Origin of the sequence: Terribacillus aidingensis, assembly GCF_900215625.1 — a bacterium.
Lineage (GTDB): Bacteria > Bacillota > Bacilli > Bacillales > Amphibacillaceae > Terribacillus > Terribacillus aidingensis.
Window position 1 is genome coordinate 616,636 of record NZ_OBEK01000002.1, and the last position, 20,291, is coordinate 636,926.

24 protein-coding genes and 1 riboswitch are annotated in these 20,291 nt (G+C 44.5%); of the genes, 3 read left to right on the forward strand and 21 right to left on the reverse strand.

Going from position 1 to position 20,291, the window contains the following annotated elements; all coding sequences use genetic code 11:
- Positions 1–9: 9 nt before the first annotated feature.
- From CRO17_RS08380 to CRO17_RS08405, 6 genes are all read right to left on the reverse strand, one after another.
- A complete protein-coding gene (locus CRO17_RS08380; protein ID WP_097041181.1) occupies positions 10–987 on the reverse strand; it encodes a YpdA family putative bacillithiol disulfide reductase in 978 nt (325 codons plus the stop codon).
- Positions 988–1,075: 88 nt separating this feature from the next.
- Positions 1,076–2,347 carry a Glu/Leu/Phe/Val family dehydrogenase gene (locus CRO17_RS08385; RefSeq protein ID WP_097041183.1) on the reverse strand — a complete coding sequence of 424 codons (1,272 nt, stop codon included), beginning with the start codon at positions 2,345–2,347 and terminating at the stop codon, positions 1,076–1,078.
- Positions 2,348–2,558: 211 nt separating this feature from the next.
- Positions 2,559–3,140: a genetic competence negative regulator gene (locus tag CRO17_RS08390; protein WP_097041185.1), complete on the reverse strand. Its 582-nt coding sequence runs from the start codon at positions 3,138–3,140 to the stop codon at positions 2,559–2,561.
- 193 nt (positions 3,141–3,333) lie between these two features.
- Positions 3,334–3,651, reverse strand: a complete 318-nt coding sequence (locus tag CRO17_RS08395) for a hypothetical protein (protein ID WP_097041187.1) — start codon at positions 3,649–3,651, stop codon at positions 3,334–3,336.
- A gap of 29 nt (positions 3,652–3,680) precedes the next feature.
- Positions 3,681–5,201 (reverse strand): RecQ family ATP-dependent DNA helicase, encoded by a 1,521-nt coding sequence (locus tag CRO17_RS08400; RefSeq protein ID WP_097041189.1) that lies wholly within the window; start codon positions 5,199–5,201, stop codon positions 3,681–3,683.
- A complete protein-coding gene (locus CRO17_RS08405; protein ID WP_097041191.1) occupies positions 5,198–6,196 on the reverse strand; it encodes a YpbB family protein in 999 nt (332 codons plus the stop codon). Before CRO17_RS08405 ends, CRO17_RS08400 begins: the two co-directional genes overlap by 4 nt.
- 100 nt (positions 6,197–6,296) lie before the next feature.
- Between CRO17_RS08405 and CRO17_RS08410 the strand changes: the two genes are divergently transcribed.
- Positions 6,297–6,545: a ferredoxin gene (locus CRO17_RS08410; protein WP_077308924.1), complete on the forward strand. Its 249-nt coding sequence runs from the start codon at positions 6,297–6,299 to the stop codon at positions 6,543–6,545.
- 14 nt (positions 6,546–6,559) lie between these two features.
- Here CRO17_RS08410 and CRO17_RS08415 read toward each other — a convergent pair whose 3' ends face one another.
- The 14 genes from CRO17_RS08415 to CRO17_RS08480 all read right to left on the reverse strand — a co-directional run bounded on the left by CRO17_RS08415 (position 6,560) and on the right by CRO17_RS08480 (position 18,840).
- Positions 6,560–7,090 (reverse strand): ECF transporter S component, encoded by a 531-nt coding sequence (locus CRO17_RS08415; protein WP_097041193.1) that lies wholly within the window; start codon positions 7,088–7,090, stop codon positions 6,560–6,562.
- Entirely contained in the window at positions 7,090–7,485 is a 396-nt protein-coding gene (locus CRO17_RS08420) for a DUF4430 domain-containing protein (RefSeq protein ID WP_218839525.1), read from the reverse strand. The genes CRO17_RS08415 and CRO17_RS08420 overlap by 1 nt, the downstream gene beginning before the upstream one ends.
- A gap of 74 nt (positions 7,486–7,559) precedes the next feature.
- Positions 7,560–7,736, reverse strand: a riboswitch (cobalamin riboswitch).
- Between the two features lie 15 nt (positions 7,737–7,751).
- The gene (locus tag CRO17_RS08425) at positions 7,752–9,515 is read right to left on the reverse strand and encodes an ATP-binding protein (RefSeq protein ID WP_097041195.1); all 1,764 of its coding nucleotides are present in this window, start codon (positions 9,513–9,515) and stop codon (positions 7,752–7,754) included.
- Positions 9,515–10,231 carry a response regulator transcription factor gene (locus CRO17_RS08430; RefSeq protein WP_097041197.1) on the reverse strand — a complete coding sequence of 239 codons (717 nt, stop codon included), beginning with the start codon at positions 10,229–10,231 and terminating at the stop codon, positions 9,515–9,517. The genes CRO17_RS08425 and CRO17_RS08430 overlap by 1 nt, the downstream gene beginning before the upstream one ends.
- A gap of 26 nt (positions 10,232–10,257) precedes the next feature.
- Positions 10,258–11,415 (reverse strand): c-type cytochrome biogenesis protein CcsB, encoded by a 1,158-nt coding sequence (gene ccsB, locus CRO17_RS08435; protein ID WP_281253812.1) that lies wholly within the window; start codon positions 11,413–11,415, stop codon positions 10,258–10,260.
- Positions 11,415–12,959, reverse strand: coding sequence for a cytochrome c biogenesis protein ResB (gene resB / locus CRO17_RS08440; protein ID WP_097041199.1), 1,545 nt, complete (start codon positions 12,957–12,959; stop codon positions 11,415–11,417). Before resB ends, ccsB begins: the two co-directional genes overlap by 1 nt.
- Positions 12,960–12,976: 17 nt before the next feature.
- The gene (gene resA, locus CRO17_RS08445) at positions 12,977–13,513 is read right to left on the reverse strand and encodes a thiol-disulfide oxidoreductase ResA (RefSeq protein WP_097041201.1); all 537 of its coding nucleotides are present in this window, start codon (positions 13,511–13,513) and stop codon (positions 12,977–12,979) included.
- Positions 13,514–13,572: 59 nt separating this feature from the next.
- Positions 13,573–14,307, reverse strand: a complete 735-nt coding sequence (locus CRO17_RS08450; protein WP_097041203.1) for a pseudouridine synthase — start codon at positions 14,305–14,307, stop codon at positions 13,573–13,575.
- A 61-nt stretch (positions 14,308–14,368) separates the two neighbouring features.
- Positions 14,369–14,902 carry a spore maturation protein gene (locus tag CRO17_RS08455; protein WP_097041205.1) on the reverse strand — a complete coding sequence of 178 codons (534 nt, stop codon included), beginning with the start codon at positions 14,900–14,902 and terminating at the stop codon, positions 14,369–14,371.
- On the reverse strand, positions 14,899–15,492 hold the full coding sequence (locus tag CRO17_RS08460; protein ID WP_097041208.1) for a nucleoside recognition domain-containing protein: 594 nt from the start codon (positions 15,490–15,492) through the stop codon (positions 14,899–14,901). The genes CRO17_RS08455 and CRO17_RS08460 overlap by 4 nt, the downstream gene beginning before the upstream one ends.
- A complete protein-coding gene (locus tag CRO17_RS08465; RefSeq protein ID WP_097041210.1) occupies positions 15,486–16,535 on the reverse strand; it encodes a D-alanyl-D-alanine carboxypeptidase family protein in 1,050 nt (349 codons plus the stop codon). Before CRO17_RS08465 ends, CRO17_RS08460 begins: the two co-directional genes overlap by 7 nt.
- 99 nt (positions 16,536–16,634) lie before the next feature.
- Positions 16,635–17,432 (reverse strand): superoxide dismutase, encoded by a 798-nt coding sequence (locus CRO17_RS08470; protein ID WP_342748973.1) that lies wholly within the window; start codon positions 17,430–17,432, stop codon positions 16,635–16,637.
- Between the two features lie 99 nt (positions 17,433–17,531).
- Positions 17,532–18,104, reverse strand: a complete 573-nt coding sequence (scpB, locus tag CRO17_RS08475; RefSeq protein ID WP_097041214.1) for an SMC-Scp complex subunit ScpB — start codon at positions 18,102–18,104, stop codon at positions 17,532–17,534.
- Entirely contained in the window at positions 18,088–18,840 is a 753-nt protein-coding gene (locus CRO17_RS08480; protein ID WP_097041216.1) for a segregation/condensation protein A, read from the reverse strand. The genes scpB and CRO17_RS08480 overlap by 17 nt, the downstream gene beginning before the upstream one ends.
- A gap of 134 nt (positions 18,841–18,974) precedes the next feature.
- Here CRO17_RS08480 and CRO17_RS17280 point away from each other — a divergent pair, with 134 nt between their 5' ends.
- Positions 18,975–19,055: a YjcZ family sporulation protein gene (locus tag CRO17_RS17280; RefSeq protein WP_077308896.1), complete on the forward strand. Its 81-nt coding sequence runs from the start codon at positions 18,975–18,977 to the stop codon at positions 19,053–19,055.
- 48 nt (positions 19,056–19,103) lie between these two features.
- Here CRO17_RS17280 and CRO17_RS08490 read toward each other — a convergent pair whose 3' ends face one another.
- A complete protein-coding gene (locus CRO17_RS08490) occupies positions 19,104–19,457 on the reverse strand; it encodes a GNAT family N-acetyltransferase (protein ID WP_097041219.1) in 354 nt (117 codons plus the stop codon).
- A 357-nt stretch (positions 19,458–19,814) separates the two neighbouring features.
- Between CRO17_RS08490 and CRO17_RS08495 the strand changes: the two genes are divergently transcribed.
- Positions 19,815–20,255, forward strand: a complete 441-nt coding sequence (locus CRO17_RS08495) for a peptidylprolyl isomerase (RefSeq protein WP_097041222.1) — start codon at positions 19,815–19,817, stop codon at positions 20,253–20,255.
- Positions 20,256–20,291 lie beyond the last annotated feature (36 nt).

Consider the following 20,291-nt stretch of genomic DNA (forward strand, 5'->3'; position numbering starts at 1 on the left):
TCCTTCCCTTCAGCTGCGTGTTGCAATTGATGCGGCAATTTTCCCACCGTGAAAACGGCCATTTTCGATGAAGACTTCATTATTATTGTTTCCGGCAGCTATAACGCCAGCAATGTAAATACCTGGTATGTTAGATTCCATCGTTTCCGGGTGATAATCTGGTTTACCTGTCTCTGGATGAATGTTGATCCCCATACCTTGCAGCAAGTGTAAATCCGGACGATAGCCAGTCATTGCGAATACGAAGTCCGCTTCCACAGCGTGCGTTTCGCCATTCTCCTCAAAGATGACCTGTGTTTCTGTAATCTCTTTAATATGTGCATTGAATCTGTGATCAATGTATCCGTTACGTGCTAACGACTCGTATTCGGGCAAAATCCATGGCTTGACGCTTTTAGAATACGTGCTGCCGCGGTAAAGAGCCGTAATATTGGCACCGGCTTTATGCAGTTCCAGCACCGCATCCACAGCAGAGTTTTTTCCGCCGATAACTGTTACATTTTTACCAAAGTAAGGATGTGCTTCCTTGAAGTAATGAAACACATGCGGCAGCTCCTCACCAGGCACCTGCATTAAGTATGGCTGATCATAATAGCCTGTTGCCACAATGACAAAATCAGCTTGGTACTTATTCTCTTCATCTTTAATTGTCTTCGTAGAAACTGTGAAATTCCCTGCCTCACCTGTTACTTGCATGACGCGCTCGAATGTATGTATTCGCAAGTCTCGACGCTGTGCTACTGTCCTGTAATATGCTAGTGCTTGGTTTCGTACTGGCTTTTTCATTTCTGTTACAAATGGCATACCGCCTACTTCCAAGCGTTCACTTGAACTGAAGAACGTTTGATGTGTCGGGTATTGATAGATAGAATTGACAACATTGCCTTTTTCGATAAGCAGCGGATCAATGCCAGCTTGCTGCAATTCAATTGCTGCGGAAAGTCCGCATGGTCCTGCTCCGATGATAATTACTTTTTCTTTTTGCATGTTCCTGCTCCTTTCTGCCTCTCTTCTATGAAAAAGAGAAAGCTCTTACCCTGACAGCTGCAGAATAAGAGCACTGTTTTTATTTCAATTAGATCCAGCCTCTGAACCTGGATGCTTCGGCCATCTTTCTTACCCCGACCATATAAGCTGCCAAGCGCATATCAACTCGCCTAGTTTGCGAAGTCTGGTAGACATTATGGAACCCTTTCAGCATCACTTTCTCTAATCTTTCTTCTACTTCCTGCTCTGTCCAATAATAACCTTGGTTGTTTTGCACCCATTCAAAGTAAGACACGGTCACACCGCCAGCAGAAGCCAGCACATCAGGTACTAGTAAAATACCGCGCTCTGTCAGTATTTTAGTCGCCTCAAATGTTGTTGGTCCATTCGCTGCCTCAATGACAATCCCTGCTTTAATTTGGTATGCATTATCCTCGGTAATTTGATTTTCTACGGCCGCTGGTACTAATATATCGCAATCAAGCTCCAAAAGTTCTTTATTGGAGATTGTACTTTTAAATAAGTTGGTTACTGTGCCGAAACTGTCTCTGCGATCAAGTAAATAGTCGATATCCAAGCCTTCCGGGTCATGCAGCGCCCCGTAAGCATCTGAAATACCGATCACTTTCGCACCAGCTTCGTGCATAAATTTCGCCAAATAGCTGCCTGCATTACCGAATCCTTGGATGACTACACGCGCCCCTTCCAAGGTAATACCTTTTTGCTTCGCAGCTTCACGCAGACAAATTGTCACGCCCTTGGCAGTGGCAGTCTCCCTGCCATGTGATCCACCAAGCACAATTGGTTTTCCGGTAATAAAACCAGGATTATTAAATTCATCCATCCGGCTGTATTCATCCATCATCCAGGCCATAATCTGGGAATTAGTCATAACATCAGGTGCGGGTATATCTTTTGTCGGTCCAACAATCTGACTGATTGCCCGTACGTATCCCCGACTTACTCCTTCAAGCTCCCGGAAACTCATTTCCCGAGGATCACAGATAATTCCGCCTTTACCGCCGCCATATGGCAAATCAACGATTCCTGCCTTCAGACTCATCCAAATAGATAACGCCTTTACTTCACTCTCGCTTACTTCCGGATGAAATCGTACGCCTCCCTTTGTCGGCCCAACAGCATCGTTATGCTGTGACCGGTACCCAGTGAAAATCTTTGTACTTCCATCGTCCATTCTAACTGGAATACGGACTGTCATCATTCGAATTGGTTCTTTCAATAATTCAAAGACTTCATCAGGATACCCAAGTTTCTGCAAAGCCGATTGTACAACGCTTTGTGTCGATTGTAATACTTCCTTATGCTTGTTGTTGGTGGATTCCGCAGCTTTGTCGGCCACTGTTCTTTACCTCCTAAAAGTTTCCCCATCTTTATTAAAAAATTACATCTTTCTATTCCCTATCCATTCTATCAAAAAAGCAGACAGATGGATAATGAGAACAAATAGAATCAGATAAAATTAAAAAGATACCGGCAATAGCGAGCTGCACCCCAAGCGTTAGCGTAACTAACCTTCAGGGTGCACCTCATAGACCGGTATCTTCTATAGCTCAAGCAAAGTACGAGCAAATCTGCCGTACTGCATCATCTTCAAAAATTTTCTTGCCATATTCATTGAGCCGCACCGACGTTACGATGCTTGGGTTGGCAAACTCGGACATCACTGCAATTAAATTTTCCCGCTGTTCCGGGCGAAGCAGCGTCTGAATCTCCATATAATATAAATCATTCATAAAATAGACGGCAGCGTCTTCAATGCCCACCTGCTGTAATTGATGGGAAACGCTGATGATATCTTCAAAATCAGTGAAGGAAAAGATAAGCTCTCTGCTCTCGTCCAATGTCACTTTCATTTCGATATAATCCTCTTCTTCTTCAAAGTCTTCTGTCTGCGGATACTGGGTAACAATAATTTGCATCCCTTGTGCTTGCAGAATATGAACTTGAACAAGAAGTGTTCCTTCTAATTCAAAGCCCAATTCATCACTTGCCTCAAACATCATATCGTGAAAAAGCTGATGAACGCCAGGAAGATCATGCCAGAGATCTTCTTTTGTCAAGCCCCTCTCGATTAAATCGTCGAAAGTAAGAAAGATCTTGAATTGATTTAATGATACGCGCTCTAACTTCATCACTTTTCCCCCTTGGATGCCATTCTAGATATAGATAGCATATGATTCGCCTTATGTTTTGTACGCGGCACATCCCTATAGATGCGTCCATTTTTTAAGTTGATTTCCCTATTCGAATAGTTAGCTTTGTACGTATAGTTAGTATATTAATCTTTGTGCTAAAAATACCCTTGTTGTCCAAACTGAAAACGGACTAAAACAAGTCGGGGAACAGCGACGGGACATCCGTATACAGCATGATATACGAGATTCCGGCTAACACGATGACTGTCAAGATGATAAACCTCACCAGAATGCCATTCCAGCGCAAACGAAAGCCTGTCCGAGCTCCATCATGGACTGTCCGGCGAGGCGGCAGATTTAGAATATCGATACGCTGGCCTTCTGACTCCGCTTCCTCTTTCAAATCAGATACTTCTTCATGTTCAGCTGTTTGTTCTTCATCCGTTGACTGGGTCACGGACGCTACCAATTCTTCGAGATCGAGGTCCTTCTCTTCTGTCTTTGCCATTGAAGTGTCCTTCCTTCCATTATCCGTTTTCATTGCTGTAAAAGGAAACGGAGCTGCTCTCGCCAGCCTGCTGCATCTTGCTGCACGCTCACTGGTACTGTTTCCCAGTCCTGAAGGGTATCTCCGCAATTATCGCAGCAGCGTCCGCTTGCAGGACGTACGGTGCGCTGGAAGTGAGCAAATAATATTTGGCGTCTGCATGTATCTGTGTAAACCCATTCCTTCATACGCTGCAGCTGCACCAATTTATGTTTTTTTCGATCACCAACAAGTTTCTCTATTTGCTCCAGAAAATCCTTCCAGGTTTGTGCATTATACTGCAGCTGATTTCCCTTTACTATATCATGTTTTTCCATCTGATATAGTAAAAATCGCCATTGCGTTTCGCCAATGGGAATATGCTGCAAAATTAACTCGTAAGCAGGCAAATCAGTCATTCCAGCTTTTACCCGCTGATATAGATTTCGCATCAGCTGCTGGATGGAAGACTGTTCTGGCAAATCTTGTTCAATAAGATGTACAGGAATTTGCCAATCACCAGTGCTATACAGCACAACACTGACACTTTCCTTGCCATCTCGGCCAGCTCTGCCTACTTCCTGAATGAAAGATTCCTTGTCATTTGGAAGATGATAATGAATAATCAAACGCACATCTTCTTTGTCTACACCCATTCCAAAAGCACTTGTACAGCAGATGATCTGAAGCTGGCCAGCAAGGAACTGCTGCTGAATCAAAATTCGGTCTTCATTCTCCATTCCGCCATGGTAATAGGCACATGCCATATCCGGCATATTTATTCGAATCAGCGCGGCAACACTTTCCGCCATGTTTCGGCTGGAGAAATAGATGATGGTCGGAGCCTGTATTTTCCTAAGCAAAGCGAGCATCGTTTCATTCTTTTCTTGCTGATCCTGTACTTCCTGTACAAAATAAGCGATATTCTGTCTATCCATTGGGTAGATATGCTTCTCCATCTCCAAATCCCCCAAAAGATGCTGAATATCAGTCTGTACTTCTGGCGTAGCTGTTCCAGTCAGTGCCAGAACGGGCGGGTTTCTGAGTGTTCGAACTACCTCAGCCAAGCGCAAATAATCGGTGCGGAATTCTTTTCCCCACTGGGAAATACAGTGCGCTTCATCGACGACAAACAATTGAATTTCCAGCTGCATCAGTCGGCTGATCAAATAATCATTTTGAAGCATTTCCGGTGATACATAAAGAAGATCATAAGAAGCTAGATTGCGCGTCACTTGCTGCTTATCTTCATAATTAAGAAAGCTGTTCAATGCTGCAACTCGCTTGAATCCTTTTGCTCGCAGCTGCTTTACTTGATCTTCCATCAGGGAAAGTAGAGGTGAGACGACAATGACTTGTCCGCTCCGCATGAAAGCTGGCAGCTGATAGCAAACAGATTTCCCGGTGCCGGTCGGTAATACACCAAGTGTATGGCGATTCTGCATCACACTTTCTAGTATCTCCAATTGGCCAGTGCGGAATTGATCATATCCGTAATATTTCTTTAGTGCTTGCTGCAAGTCTGTCTTCACGTCTCCACCTCCTGTTCATTCCGCAGCGCAAGCGCCATTCTGATTTGGAAATAGTCATACTTTCCGTTGAGTGTAGCATGAATTTGTTTCAGTTTATTTGTGCCTGTCTTTTCCGCACAATCCATAATAACAGCTGCATCAGCTTCGCCAATAAATCTGCTTGCCAGCCTTCTGCCTTCCAGCCACGTCATCTCGACAATATGATCTTTAATGGTGTTCTCGGTCAATCCCCTGGCCGCTGCAATTTGATCCAGTGTCAAACCGCGTTCGAGCATCATCCTCGTTTTATGCGCAGTGGATGTAATTGTGTGAGATTGTTGTTTTGGTTGTTCCACCAGTGTTCCAAGATACGGAAACAGCGATTTGTTTGCTCTTACTTGATCCAGGAAGTAATGAATTGTAGATGTTTGATATAGCGGTACATCTACTACTTGCAAATTATATTTTACCGCCAGCTGTGCTGCTGTTAAACCGATGTGCTGATAGCCGCTTATTCGGTCGACGAATAAACCTGCCTGCATTTCCGGCAGTTTCTCAAGCAAGCCGTACAGCTCTTCATATAAGCAGCTTCGCCAATGTCCCAGCTGCAGCTGCTTCTGTCGATATAACTGCTTGACCCAATATTGCACTTGCGCTTGATCGGTAACAGGAATATAATGCTTTTCTCCGTTTGCTTGATTAGACAGCATTTGGAGCAGCAAAAGCAGCCGATACAAAAAGGTGTCGGTTTGCGACTGATAAGCCATTCCATCGAAATACGGGATTGGTGTTTCAGTCACCTGTATTTTATTCTCCAGTAAGTCCTGTGCCAATTGGTCAAACAATTCCCGAGACAGCTTCGGATAAATACCAAACAAATTTGTCAAACCATACATGTGGGCATCTTGAAGTGTCTGGGCTGAACGTTTGCCTTGGAGGAGATGGTAAATGGAGGCCGTACTCCGTTCGTTGCGGATAGGCTGGACTGCATGAAGTATGATGGAAGCCAGAAGCATGAGGATCAACCTTTCTAAACTTGTATTCCGATTCCTTACGCGATACACTTAGTATAAAGCATGTGATAGCTTTGTTGGAAGCGGAAGGGGGAAATCTCCGATGGTAATGTATACATATGTGGACCAGGATACGTGTATCGCCTGCGGAACATGCGGAGCTGTCGCGCCCGATGTGTACGATTACGATGATGAAGGACTGGCATTTGTCCTGCTTGATCGCAATACTGGTACTTTTGCTGTGCCGGAAGATTTGCAGGAAGATGTTACAGATGCACATGAGTCTTGTCCTACAGAATCTATTAAGCTGAGTGACTTAGTTATCGGAAAAGAAGCATTAACACATATATAAGAACCACTTCCTTGTTAAGAGGAAGTGGTTTTTTTCCTATTGTCAGGTATCCACTTGTCAAATAACCTGCTCAGGACAGGATACAAAATAATAAAGAAAATGCCATTGCCGATGGCGTGCATCGTGTCAAAGCTTAAGCCTGCCACGTAATAAGCAAGAAAATGCTCCATAATAAACAGGTTGGGCAGTGAAATGAGCAGACCATACATATAGCCTGTCAGTACGCTTGCAGCTGTCATAACAAGCAGATGCGGGTTTCTCCATAGCTTCCCGATCGAGCCGAATAAAAGTCCAATGAGTCCCCAAGCAAGCATTTGCCATAATGTCCATAACCCCATTCCCAATATCATATTGGATAATAAGGTAGACAAAACGGCAATAATAGCACCCGCAGCTGGACCTAACAAAAGGGAACAAATAATGATGACACTCGTCATCGGCTGCAAATTAGGCAGAAATGGGAACAATACATTCGCATAAATTCTGCCTGCCGCAGCAAGTGCTGTCAGCATGGCCAACAGTGTCAGTTTACGAGTTGCAAACATTAAGAAGTTTTTTGCAGATTGAAGGCTACTTCATCTTCATCTGAAAGTTCAATGTCAGCTGCTCCAACTTGTGCCATTTCGCCGTTGACCGTATAAAGCCAGTATTTGCTCTCACCATCATTTTGACTGTGACCTTCAATGGACGTGATCATACCGCCCTCTTCTTCTACTTCAAAATTCTCTTTCATCACATCCATCAGATTAGCACCTTCCTCAAAAGCCACTTCTTCTGTGCTAATCTCTTGTCCATCTTCGGTTAAGGTGATGGTGGCTTGCAGTTCGGTCTGCTGCTCAGCCTGCTGGTTATTTTGCTGCGACTTTTCTGTTGTCCCGCAGCCTGCGAGTATACCTGCTGCTAAAAGCAGTGCACTCAGCATATGTAGTACTTTCTTCATAAAAAAATCCTCCCTTTTTGTAAAGGAAAGAGCATCAGAAGCTGTCGCTTCAGCCGCTCAGTCCCCGAAGCGGTGAAACAGAAGCATACAGGCAGGTCTGCTGACTGATACCTTTTTCTACTAAGAACCCTTCCCATCCATCGGACAGTGGTTATGTTCTTTTCGCTGGTAATCACAGCTGCGAGGACAGTTGCGGAATTTCACCGTATTCCCTATCAAGTCTGATCGACACCGTACATGCTTTGAATCGAGCTTATTTTATCATATTATATCTTTTTTGTATGCTGCGGCAGGCGAATAGTGAAGGTCGTTCCTTCATGAAGTCTGCTTGTCACTTTAATCGTTCCGCCGTGCGCTTGCACGATATTTTTAGCAATAGCCAGACCTAAACCATTTCCAGTTTTGCCCGTTTTTCTTGTTCTGGATTTGTCGGCTTTATAAAATCGTTCGAAAACGAACGGAAGATCTTCTTCTGGAATACCGCTTCCGGAATCCTTCACCGTTATAACTAGCTGTTCCGAGTCATCGGAGACAGTCACTTGAACCGAACCAGCATTTTCTGTGTGCGTAATTGCATTATCAATCAAATTCGTCAGTACTTGTTCTAATGAATCAGGCGCAAATTGGTATGTCTGTTTATCTACCGCATTCACTAAACCAAGCTTAATTTGTCTATCATCAGCTAAACCTTGAAACTTACGAACAATACGTTCTAAGAAAGGATTAATATCTACATCCTCAATTATTAAGTGTGTATCTCCTGCTTCCATTCTGGCCAAATCAAGCAGCTGATTAACGAGGCGGCCAATCCGCAGTGATTCATCATGGATAATTTGAGCAAGTTCATTTTTTGCTTCAACCGTATCAGCGATATCATCAATGATTGCTTCACTGTACCCTTGAAGCAGGGAAATCGGCGTACGAAGTTCATGCGTAACGTTTGTTATAAAATCTTCTCGAAGTTTGTTTAAGCGACGTTCTTGGGTCATATCACGTACAACTGCCACCGCACCGCGTATCGCAGCATCGTCATAAAGCGGGGTGGCGATAATAACCCATTCTCTTCCCTGTATCGTTAATTCCCGCGTCACTTCCGAAGCAGTCGTAACCACACTTTCCATGATTTCCAGCCAAACACCAGGCACTTCGTGGAATGTTTCGCCATTTTCAAACTGCCAGTCATGAATGAAAGCCTCAGCAGGCGGATTTGTTACCGTCAGTTCACCTTGCCGGTTAATCATTACAACGCCATCTACCATGGCATTCACCACTCTGCTTAGATGCTCTTTTTCCTGACTGAGTGCATTGATATTAAATTCCAATTGTTTTCCCATCTTGTTGAAGGCAGTTGCCAGCATACCAATTTCATCATGTGTGACAACTGGTACGGTTGTTCCGAACTGACCACGAGCAACATTCAGTGCTGCGTCCTGCATTTTTATAAGCGGTTTTGTAATCCTGGAAGATAAGAAAAATGCAAACACAGTTGTCAGAACAAACGCGATACCGGCACCAAGCAAAATGATTTGGGTAGTCTGATTGCCTGTTTCCTTTACGACAGATAATGATTGATACACGTAAACAGCACCATTGCCATCCGCAAGCGGCGTACCTACCGCAAGAACACTTACATCTGTATCAGGGAGAACAAGCCGTTTTGACACTTCTTTTCCGTCCGTAACCGCCTTGCTAAGTTCAGTGTCTTCTAAAAACCAATTCTTGTTCACACCGGGCAAGGCGTCAGACTGTGTATCAGGCTCTGACAGCCAAAATGTATCTCCCTGTAAGATTGCAATCCGAGAGTTGGGATCCTGTACACGATTGGCCGTATCAAAGACTGTGCCTCGGTTATCTATCTCCTCAAGTAGAATAGATACTTTAGCTGCAGTCTGCATAAGTCTTTCTTCTGCTTCTTCAATATGGAAATTACCAAAGAACTCGAGCAGCAAGAAGGTCAGCAAGCCGAGAACCACCGAAACAAGCAGGAGAATGGTCAGCCAAAGCTTGTTGACAACACTTCCCCAGAGCATTAGCTTTTTTCCGCTTCGAATTTGTATCCGACACCCCATACAGTCACAATCATACTAGCTGCGTCTTCGGATACTTTACTCAGCTTCTCTCGGAGTCTTTTCACATGCGTATCAACGGTTCGTAAATCCCCGAAGAATTCATACTTCCAAACTTGTTTCAATAAATCTTCCCGCCCATAAACTTTGTCAGGTGTAGATGCCAAGAAATGCAGCAGCTCATATTCTTTTGGTGTTAACGTCACTTCTTGGTTATCCGCTGTTACGCGGTGCGCATCTTTATCGATGGTCAAATGGGCAAAAACTAGCAAATCCTTCGCTTTCGCATCGGTATGAAGATATTTGGTTGTGGAAGATCTTCGCAGCAACGCTTTCACTCGCAGGACAACTTCCCGCGGACTGAATGGTTTTACGATATAATCGTCGGCCCCAACTTCAAAACCTTCCACCCGGTCCGCTTCTTCGCCTTTTGCGGTCAGCATAATAATCGGCGTGCCTTTTTCTTTACGAATCTCCTGACAAACTTCAATACCATCTTTGCCAGGCATCATAACATCGAGCAGGATAACATCATAATCGGTTTCCGTCGCCATCTGGAGGCCTTGCTCTCCATCCGCTGCTTCATCCAGCGTATAGCCTTCTTTTTCCAAGTACATACGCACCAGTCTGCGAATTCTTTCTTCATCGTCTACTACTAGAATATGTGCTTCTGATTCCATGATCCTTCCCCTTTTCTCTTGTTATGTTAAGCATAAGCATGCAGGCCTGCGATAAGCAAATTTACGGCCAGCAAATTGAACAAAATAATACAGAATCCGATTACAAGCAGCCAAGCGGATCGAATTCCCTGCCAGCCTTTTAGCATTCGTATATGCAGGAAAGCGGCATAAAACAGCCAAGTAACCAATGCCCACACTTCTTTTGGATCCCAGCCCCAGAAACGATCCCATGCCTGCTGCGCCCATATCATCGCAAAGATGAGTGCGCCAAGTGTGAAAATCGGGAACCCGATAGCAACAGCCCGGTATCCGATGTCATCCAGTGCTTCCTTTGGCAGCTTCTGTACAAGCGGCTGGAGAACTGCCCCAATCCTTTTTCTAACGATTGCAGAAATAACGATATAAAGAAAAACACCAGCAATGACAGAAAAAATGACCGTATTCAGCTGCTGCGCTGCATTTTCTCCGCGCATCCATGCTGCTGCGCTGATTTGCACCGGTAAAACGGATGTGACCGTATCATGCGGAACAAGTAATGGAGGAAGCTGATATATGACAGTTTCGCCAGCTGTCGTTACCACCGCTGTATAACCAGTTATCCGGAATAGAAACGCCAGCACCATATAACCGATAACGGAAAGAAGAACCAGAAACAGCCCTTCAATCGCCCATGCGCTTTTATGCTGTTTTGTTTGATCTGTTTCATGAAGGATATAAAGAAAACCAGCGAAAAAGCTGATTGATAGCACCGCTTCCCCAAGCGCAGCGGTTGTGACATGGATGTACAGCCAATGACTTTGCAGAGACGGAACGAGCGGTGCCACTTCTTGCGGAAACATTGCGGCACATCCAATAATCAAAATTGCAATAATGAGAGCTAGCAAAGCGAACAGCGGGTAAGGATAAAACCGATAAACAATCAGCAGAACTAAAACCATCATCATCCCAAAAAAGGTCATAAATTCAAAAAGATTGCTCACAGGCGCATGTCCGCTGTACACCCACCGCAAAATGAAAAAGCCGAGCTGTGAGAGCCAGCCAAGTGCCGTTATTCCCCAGGCAAGCTTCCATAGCTTAAGTTGCTTACGTCTAGCAGCGGCCCATGCGAAAAGAATAACACCAGCTAAATAACTGATAAAAGCTGCTTCCAGCAACTGTCCGCTTAACAGATGCAGTTTTTCCATTAGTACTCCCCTCCTTTTCGATAGTTATCTAACATTCTATCTGCTTCTTTTTCGAAGGAGGAAGTATGCTTATTCGTATGACCAGCAAGAAGATACGTCCCATCTTGCTGTTTATGAAGCCATAATCTCCGGTGCTGCCAATACAGCCCTTGTATAAGCCCAATCATGAAGATGATGCCGCCCAGCAAAAATACCGGCAGCGTCCTGTCGCGCTTAACCGATAATCCGGTCACATGATGCGTCTCAAAATCCACTGCAGAAATATTGTAGCGATTAGACCCTGTCTCTGAGACAACCTCATCCAACGCTGCAAATACGCTTTCTGTATGTTCGCCATCGGTTATCTCCAGCACAAACGCAGGGTTTCGCGGGAATTTAGAGACTGTTATCACCTTATCTCCGTCCAGCTGGTAATCTGGATAATAATCAACCAGCACAGCACGCAGACCGTTTTCAAGCTGATATTCAGTATCGGGATTTTTCGTATCTATCGTTATATCAGCAGCTTGTCCTGCTTCATTGATAGCACGAAATGTGAGGCTGCTTAATTCATTTAACTGATAACCAGACTGGTAAATGGTATACCCCGCTGCTTTCACTGGGTGATTGACACCAACTTGTGTTTGTAACAGTAAATCAAGATCAGCCATGTCACCGGCGACGTGTTTCTCCGTTTGAAAAATACTTATGTCCGTAGTAAAGCTTTTCGGAATAGTTCTTCCTTCCAGTTTGATTGCCTCACGGAACTTTGGGTCATCTGCATTATATGTATCTACAAGAAAACGCTCATTTTTAATAAACAGCGACTGATTGGTATTCGGTACAACTGCTATCTCTTCGTCTCGTATCCATAAAAAAGAATCTTGATAAAAGAACGGAAACAGTCTTAAAAATGCGGCAGTTAAAATGAACAGCAAGCCAATATGGTTTACATACGGGCCCCATCTGGCAAACCGATTTTTCTCCGCAAGGAAATCTTCCCCATCTTGCCGAACACGATATCGCTTGTCTGTCATTTCTTTCACCAGAAGCGCAGGCGCCTGGACGTCTAATTCCCGGATATACTTTTGATGTCTGAGAAAAGATACATGCCGCTTGATTGGCTGTTTTTTCAACGCGCGGTATAAAGGGAAAAACCGGTCAATACTTGAAATTAAAATACTTGCACCAAGCAAGCCGAGCAACGTCATATACCACCATGAACTATAAAGCATATCAAACCTAAAATAATGGTATAACCGGCCGAACAGACCATATTGTGATGCATAAAATTCCTCAGGTATGGTGCCAGGAGGTATGTAGGCTCGCTGCGGCAGAATTGTTCCCAGCGCCGTCGCAAGCAATGTGACAATCAGTATATACATGCCGTTTCGTACGGAGGAGAAAAATCGCCATATGGTATCGATAATTGTTTTCTTTTGCTGCTGCGATTTGCGGATAGCGCCATCATATCGCATATCCCAGTTTCTTTGCTGCTCTTCGCATTGACTGCAGCATTCCTCAGACTGCTGCTTTTCCTTCTTGCAAACAGGGCATTGCCGCATCGTCCTCGCCTCTTTTCTCAAGGCACAATCTCATCCAAATACTTCTCAAGCTTTTCTGTCTGCAGCGGTCCGTAAACCGTTCTGCTTAATGTTCCATCGGCTCGAATAAAAAACGTAGCCGGCAGCGCATCGACACCATATGCCTCCATTACCTGGTTGCCGTTATCCTTCAATAGCGGAAAAGAGAGATCATAATGATCACGAAACCGATTGATAACGAGGCTGCTTTGATCAGCACTGATTGCTGCAAAAATAACATTTTGTTTTTCATATGTAGGAGCTGCTTCTTCAAATACAGGCATTTCCTGCTTGCATGGCTCGCAATAGGTTGCCCAGAAGTTTACGAGTACACCTTTCCCTTTCAGTTCAGACAGTTTGAATTCCTCGCCTGACTGGATATCTTCCAGTACAAAGTCCGGTGCCTTCTCCCCCGCCTCAAGCTTGTGCGTCTTTCCTTCATTCAGCAGCTTCCAGCCAGCTGTCAGCAGCACACATGCCAGAACAGTAAGCACAAACAGTCGAATGAGAAAGCGCCGTTTTTTTAAGGAATTCATGTGTACTCACCTCTTGCCAAGTATAGCACGTTGCCCTGCTGTCATATTTGACAACTTTTTTACTTTTCTTTGTATTCTTTCTTAATACGATGCACTTCCTCTGGTGTCAGCTTCCGGTGAGCCCCAGGCTGCAGCCCTTCGAGTGTTAAAAATCCGAAACGTTCCCGTTTGAGTTTTTGAACAGGATATTGAATGCTTTCCATCATCTTTCTTACTTGACGATTGCGTCCTTCATGCAAAATGATTTGAACAAGACTGGTATTTTTCTTTCTATCTGCACTCATTAGTTTGGTGTAGACCGCTTTACACTTATGCCCATCAATCATGACGCCGCGCTTTAGCTGTTTTAACTCTTCCGGGCTTGGTATTCCTTTTACTTTTGCTACATAGACTTTATCAATCTTCTGACTTGGATGCATAAGCATATTGGCAAATTCACCGTCATTTGTCAGCAGCAGCAAACCAGATGTATCATAATCAAGCCGACCGATTGGGTAAACTCTTTCTGTTACTTCTGGCATCAGATCAAGTACTACTCTACGGTCTTTCTCATCTTGTACACTGGAGATAACACCGCGAGGCTTGTACAGCATATAATAGACTGATTTTTCTTTTTCAAGTGGTATACCATTTACTTCAACTGAATCGTTTGAAGTAACTTTAACGCCAAGTTCCTTTACAACTTTGCCGTTTACTTTCACTTTTCCTTCCAAGATCATCGTCTCAGCTTTTCTTCTTGATGTAACCCCGCTATGGGCAATTACTTTCTGCAGGCGTTCTGCTTGTTTATCCATTTATTGATCCTCACTTTTTTTACAAGAACAAAGAAAGAGCGTTAACGATTGTCAACGCTTCTCATGCTCCGAATATAATCGTTACTACAATGATTGAAGCCATTATACCAATAACATCCGCTAACAGTCCAACTTTTAATGCGTCCCCCATCTTGCGAATCCCCACTGCTCCGAAATAAACGGTCAGCACATAAAAGGTCGTGTCGGTGCTGCCTTGCAAAACGGATGCCAGTCGGCCGATAAATGAATCCGGCCCATGTGTGGCGATCAGTTCAGTTGTCATACCAAGTGCTGCCGTGCCGCTAATTGGCCGCACGAGTGCTAATGGAACAATATCAGCCGGCATACCGAGTATGCTTAGTACCGGTGTTATGAGGCCAATTAAGGCATCTAGTGCACCTGACGCCCGCAGAATTGAAATCGAGACGAGCATGCCGAGCAAAAAAGGCAGAATCGAGATAGCCAAGCTAATACCTTCTTTGCCGCCGTCGACAAACAATTCATACGTTGGCAATCGCTTAGCGGTAGCAATGGCTAGCACCACTAGAATTAAACATGGAATGATCCACAAGCTGGCTGTTGCAAGCAGGCTCATGCGCGACGCTCCTTCCGTCTTCGAATCTCATAAAAGAGCCGATCGATCAGAATAGCACCGATGAAAGAAAGAATGGATGCCAGCAGTGTCGCACTGACTATCTCGGTCGGCGAATTAGATTCGTACTTCATTCGCACAGCAAGTACTGTAGTCGGGATTAGCGTTAAACTGGACGTGTTAACTGCCAAGAAGGTAATCATCGATCGGCTAGCTTTTGGACTGTTGCTGAGTTTTTTCATTTCTTCCATCGCTTTGATTCCCATCGGCGTCGCTGCGTTGCCTAACCCAAAGAAATTAGCTGTCAGGTTGGACAAAATATATCCCATTGCCGGATGATCCTTTGGTATGTCCGGAAACAGTCTGGAAATGAATGGTTTCGCTAGTCGAACCAGTGCATGTAAAAGTCCGGCAGCTTCTGCAATCTTCGTTATACCGAGCCAAAATACCATCACACTAATAAGACTGATAGCCAATACGACCGCATCATCCGCACTTTTAAAGATTGCTTTGTTCACTTGATCCATCGTACCAGTAAACATGGCATATATAATACCGCCTATCGCCATTATTGCCCAGATATAGTTCACCATAGACGGACACCCGCCACTTCATCAAACACTTGTTTTACGGTACCCGCTAATGTCGGTTCCTCCGGTACGGTATAAATAGGCACAGAACCAATTCGGGTTTTATCTAGATAATAAACATCCGTTCCGATTTGCTGTTGATGCTCCTGCTGTTTCAACATGTAAGTGACGCTGTGGGCCGCTTTTTTCTCCTTGTCTGTCAGCGGATAAATAATGGATGTGCCTGTCTCAGGCTGCTTTAGCTTGGTCAGTCGATATTCATCAAAACCCCATTCAAATAAGTTCTTATGATCACGCCAGTCATCCGGATCATTGATTGTAACGACGACTAGCTCCATCCCGTCCTTTTCTGCCGTGCTGACAAGCGTCCTGCCTGCTTTTTTTGTATAACCTGTTTTGCCCCCAGTAGAGTGTTCATAATAACGCGTCAGCATTTTATTTTTATTGCCCCATGCGTACCGCTTGGAATCTGCTTTATACGTTTTCGTACCGCTGATCTTTCGGAAAGTATCGTTCTTCATCGCATACCTTGTCAATAATGCCATATCATACGCTGAGCTGTGGTGCGATTCGGTATCCAGACCATGCGGATTATCAAAATGAGAATTTTGCATGCCCAGCCATGCTGCCTTTTCATTCATTAGATGCGTAAATCCTTCTTCACTGCCCCCAACATGTTCGGCAATGGCCACAGCCGCATCATTACCAGAACGAAGCATAAGACCGTAGACCAAATCAGCTAGCGGAATTTCCTCGCCTTCCTTGAGGTAGATGGAAGAGCCTTCCGTATAGATTGCATTTTTACTAACTGTCACCGTTTCGTCCATCTTGCCTGATTCAATGGCAATAATGGCTGTCATTATCTTTGTAATACTGGCAATCCGCTTTGGATCGGCTGCATTCTTCTCATATAGGACTCTGCCTGTAGAAAGCTCCATCAAGATTGCCGAATCTGCAGCTACGCCAGGTTTCGCTGCTGCTTGTCCGGGCAGAAGCACGGCGCAAAGGGATAAGGCAATCAATATAACGAGCATGCGCTTGAACATGTTACGAACCTCCCTTGATCATCTAACATCATTGTATGCAAGAGAGACAAGCTTATGAACAAGTGAAAAAACCCCTTCTGCATGAGAAGAGGTTTTCTGTTAAAATGGTGCCCATTTAACTTGCTTGGCAGTTTCGAAGCGCTGAGCTGCGTTCGCCCAGTTTACAATCTTCCACCAATTTTCTGCGTATTGTTTTTTGTTCGTCTTGTATTGCAGGTAATACGCATGCTCCCACATATCTAACACGAGAAGCGGAATCGTATCGAGCAGACCGAAGAACTGATGCTTCTCCAGCGTTTGAATAGCTAGATGATGAGACCTAGGCTCCCAAACAAGTATTGTCCACCCTACTCCTTCGACACTATCTGCCGCTTTGGTGAACATCTCTTTAAAACGACGGAAAGAACCAAAATCCTTCCTAATTTGCTGTGCCAGCTGTCCGGAAGGCTCGCCGCCGCCGTTAGGCGACATGTTGTACCAGAAAATAGTGTGCAGGAAATGTCCGGAGCCATGGAAAGATTGTTCCCGCAAGTAATGCTTATAATCTGAACTTGATTTATTATCCCGGTTCACATAAAGCATTTCTTCAGCCTTATTTAAACCATCGACATAAGATTGATGATGTTTCGTATAGTGTAATTCCATAATTTCCTTGCTGATATATGGTTCTAAAGCATCAAATCCGTAAGGCAGCGGCGGCAGACGATGCTGCCCCCAGCGGACACTATTTTGGCGGTTAGCCTGTTCCGCTCTGTCAGCAATCTTTTCAGCAGCCTGACGAAAATGCACAGCCGTCTGCTGCTGAATTGTCTCGCCTGCTGCCAACTTGCTTTCCAAATGCTGCTGCAAATCTTTTACATCGGTACGCCACAACGCATCTCCAGCATGTTGTTCCATCTGCTTACTCCACTGTAATAACTCTTCCAAATATGCTCTCATACTCAAAATTGCTCACCTCACCTCAGCGTATGCATACGCCCGGGTGAAGGCAGCTTGTCATTCAGGATCGGCAGGGAAATCTTCAAAGAACAAATCAGCGGCGCTCTCCGGATCTTCGGTACCCTCTGGTAGAGGCGGTAAGTCATCCAATGAGTGCAAGCCAAAATAAGCTAGAAATGCTAGTGTCGTAACATAAAGAATCGGCCGGCCGATTCCCTCTTTGCGGCCATTTTCTTCAATAAAGCCTCTCGCTGTCAATGTCTGAATTGGTCTTTCACTTTTGACGCCGCGCACTTCTTCCACCTCTATACGTGTAAGCGGCTGTTTATAAGCAATAATAGCAAGCGTCTCTAACGCTGCTTGTGACAGCTTGCTGTTTTGCGGCGAATCCAGAAGTCTTCTATGATAAGCGGCATGCTCTGCCTTTGTGGTCAAGTGATACGAACCTTTCAATTCCATAATGGAAAGGCCTCTATTCGGAGAAGCGTACGCCTCTTTCAAAGCAGCTAACTCTGCGTTTATTTCTTCTTCTCCGAGCTCTAACGCATGCATCAGCTGCTTTTTTGTCAGACCTTCATCTCCAGCTGCAAAGAGCAGCCCTTCTAGTATACTGTTATACGGTACTTCCATCATAAATCCCCATTTCAAATACAGTTAACTCTTCAAAATGCTGTTCTTGCTTGCAAACAATCTGTTTCTTTTTCATTAACTCCAATATAGCCATGAACGTAACAACGATGTGCTGCTTCGTTCTTTCAGGAAACAATTCGAAGAAACCAATGCCTTGCTTACGATGTTTTACAGCTTCCAGCACTTCCCCCATCCGATCTTCCAGGGCTATTTCTGCGCGCTGTACTTTTGTGTCCAGCGGTCTTGTCCATGCTTTTCTGCGGAAAACACGCTCAAGTGCTGCTACCATATCATAAACCGTAACCTCCCCGGGTTCGAGCGGCTTTAATTCTGGTTTATCCGGCAGCGGTGCTGGCGGTCTTGTATAAAGTTTATCAGCAGTCATTTCCTTGTCTTTCAAGTCAGCGGCCGCTTCCTTATATTTTCGGTATTCAATTAACCGATTCATTAACTCATCACGCGGATCTTCTTCATCTGCTGCCAGTTCATCCTCGAGAGCTGCTTGATTTGGCAGCAGCAGCTGGCTCTTCATCGCGAGCAGGGTGGCAGCCATTACCAGATACTCACTTGCGATATTCAGCTCTAATTGCTGCATAGTATGTATATAATGCATATATTGCTCGGTGATGACCGCCACCGGAATATCATAAATATCGATTTCGTATTGATTGATCAAATGCAGGAGCAAATCGAGCGGGCCCTCGAATCCGTCCAGCTTTACGCTGTATCCTTGCATAAAATCTCCTCCTCCCGAAAAAAGTTCATCACCGCCCATACCACGGCTTCGATTCCTACATACCTTATACCGTAAGATAAATGTTCAGCCATTCAGCATTTATCTGTCACATTTCACAAGGGAGGAATTTCACTATGGGTAACTACGGCGGAGGATTTGCTTTAATCGTTGTGCTTTTCATTCTTCTAATCATCGTAGGTGCAGCTTGGCTATAAGCCGATAAGCACAAAGAAAACCAGCCTTCTAGGAGGCTGGTTTTTATTTTAAGCTTCTGTTCCGCATTTCTCAAGGAAATTTTTTGTTTCATCTGTCGCAGTCACATGATGCATCGGCGCATACATATTCCGTACTTCGCACACAATCTGCCTGCCGATACCGTTACCGCGATGAGATGGATCAACCGAAATATGCTGCACGATTGCACTATCTCCTTCAATCGCTACACCAACCGCTCCAAGAATATCATCTTCGTCCTTCCAAAGAAATAAATGCCAATCTGGATTATTGTTATATTCCTGGATTAACTGCTGCAATTTCTTTACTTGTTTTACATCTGGCATGAATGATAATAGTCCCATTGCGATTTTTTCCATTGACTTCTTGTATCGTATTAGCATAATAACCCCTCATTAAGAAAATAACCTTCTGAGCATCGACAGAAGAAAGAGAAAGCTCGCTCCCATCATGACCCAAAAAAGTTTCTTCTCTTGTTTGTCACTATCCTGCAACTGTATTCCACTCCTGTCGTACGTAGTCTTATTTAAAACCTATCTACGTTTTTTGTCAACTTTGCACATCATTTACTGCCATTTTTAACGTTTTTTCTGTTCCAACGCAGCGAATTCCTGCATAGTTTCTCCAGCAGTGCATGTCATCATGCAAGTGATGCAAGCAGAATCTGGCGAGATAGCTAGGTAATGTGGTAGAATCATCAAGAGTACATACTCACTTTAATTTTTAGGAGGACAAGCAAAATGGCGAAAAAAGGTTATATCTTAATGCTGGACGGCGATAAGATCGAATTTGAACTTTATCCGGAGGAAGCACCAAACACTGTAGCGAACTTCGAAAAGCTCGCAAACTCCGGTTTCTATAATGGCGTAACATTCCACCGGGTTATCCCTGGTTTCGTAAGCCAAGGCGGCGACCCAACAGGAACTGGTGCTGGCGGCAGCGGTGAAACAATCAAGTGTGAAACAGAAGGAAACCCGCACAAGCATGAAGCTGGCAGTCTTTCTATGGCGCATGCTGGTAAAGATACTGGTTCCAGCCAGTTCTTCATCGTGCATGAGCCGCAGCCGCATTTGAACGGTGTTCATACTGTTTTCGGTAAAGTCACTTCCAACCTTGATGCTGCCCGCAACATGGTGAACGGCGACACAATGGAAACTATTAAAGTTTTCGACGAGGAATAAAAGAAAATCCTGTATGCTAGGCGCATACAGGATTTT

Coding starts and splice junctions, on each gene's coding strand:
- CRO17_RS08380 (WP_097041181.1), bottom strand. CDS start 987: ATGCAAAAAGAAAAAGTAATTATCATCGGAGCAGGACCATGCGGACTT.
- CRO17_RS08390 (WP_097041185.1), bottom strand. CDS start 3,140: ATGAAGTTAGAGCGCGTATCATTAAATCAATTCAAGATCTTTCTTACT.
- CRO17_RS08395 (WP_097041187.1), bottom strand. CDS start 3,651: ATGGCAAAGACAGAAGAGAAGGACCTCGATCTCGAAGAATTGGTAGCG.
- CRO17_RS08405 (WP_097041191.1), bottom strand. CDS start 6,196: ATGCTTCTGGCTTCCATCATACTTCATGCAGTCCAGCCTATCCGCAAC.
- CRO17_RS08410 (WP_077308924.1), top strand. CDS start 6,297: ATGGTAATGTATACATATGTGGACCAGGATACGTGTATCGCCTGCGGA.
- CRO17_RS08415 (WP_097041193.1), bottom strand. CDS start 7,090: ATGTTTGCAACTCGTAAACTGACACTGTTGGCCATGCTGACAGCACTT.
- CRO17_RS08420 (WP_218839525.1), bottom strand. CDS start 7,485: ATGAAGAAAGTACTACATATGCTGAGTGCACTGCTTTTAGCAGCAGGT.
- CRO17_RS08425 (WP_097041195.1), bottom strand. CDS start 9,515: ATGCTCTGGGGAAGTGTTGTCAACAAGCTTTGGCTGACCATTCTCCTG.
- CRO17_RS08430 (WP_097041197.1), bottom strand. CDS start 10,231: ATGGAATCAGAAGCACATATTCTAGTAGTAGACGATGAAGAAAGAATT.
- ccsB (WP_281253812.1), bottom strand. CDS start 11,415: ATGGAAAAACTGCATCTGTTAAGCGGACAGTTGCTGGAAGCAGCTTTT.
- resB (WP_097041199.1), bottom strand. CDS start 12,959: ATGCGGCAATGCCCTGTTTGCAAGAAGGAAAAGCAGCAGTCTGAGGAA.
- resA (WP_097041201.1), bottom strand. CDS start 13,513: ATGAATTCCTTAAAAAAACGGCGCTTTCTCATTCGACTGTTTGTGCTT.
- CRO17_RS08450 (WP_097041203.1), bottom strand. CDS start 14,307: ATGGATAAACAAGCAGAACGCCTGCAGAAAGTAATTGCCCATAGCGGG.
- CRO17_RS08455 (WP_097041205.1), bottom strand. CDS start 14,902: ATGAGCCTGCTTGCAACAGCCAGCTTGTGGATCATTCCATGTTTAATT.
- CRO17_RS08460 (WP_097041208.1), bottom strand. CDS start 15,492: ATGGTGAACTATATCTGGGCAATAATGGCGATAGGCGGTATTATATAT.
- CRO17_RS08465 (WP_097041210.1), bottom strand. CDS start 16,535: ATGTTCAAGCGCATGCTCGTTATATTGATTGCCTTATCCCTTTGCGCC.
- CRO17_RS08470 (WP_342748973.1), bottom strand. CDS start 17,432: ATGGAACAACATGCTGGAGATGCGTTGTGGCGTACCGATGTAAAAGAT.
- scpB (WP_097041214.1), bottom strand. CDS start 18,104: ATGGAAGTACCGTATAACAGTATACTAGAAGGGCTGCTCTTTGCAGCT.
- CRO17_RS08480 (WP_097041216.1), bottom strand. CDS start 18,840: ATGCAAGGATACAGCGTAAAGCTGGACGGATTCGAGGGCCCGCTCGAT.
- CRO17_RS17280 (WP_077308896.1), top strand. CDS start 18,975: ATGGGTAACTACGGCGGAGGATTTGCTTTAATCGTTGTGCTTTTCATT.
- CRO17_RS08490 (WP_097041219.1), bottom strand. CDS start 19,457: ATGCTAATACGATACAAGAAGTCAATGGAAAAAATCGCAATGGGACTA.
- CRO17_RS08495 (WP_097041222.1), top strand. CDS start 19,815: ATGGCGAAAAAAGGTTATATCTTAATGCTGGACGGCGATAAGATCGAA.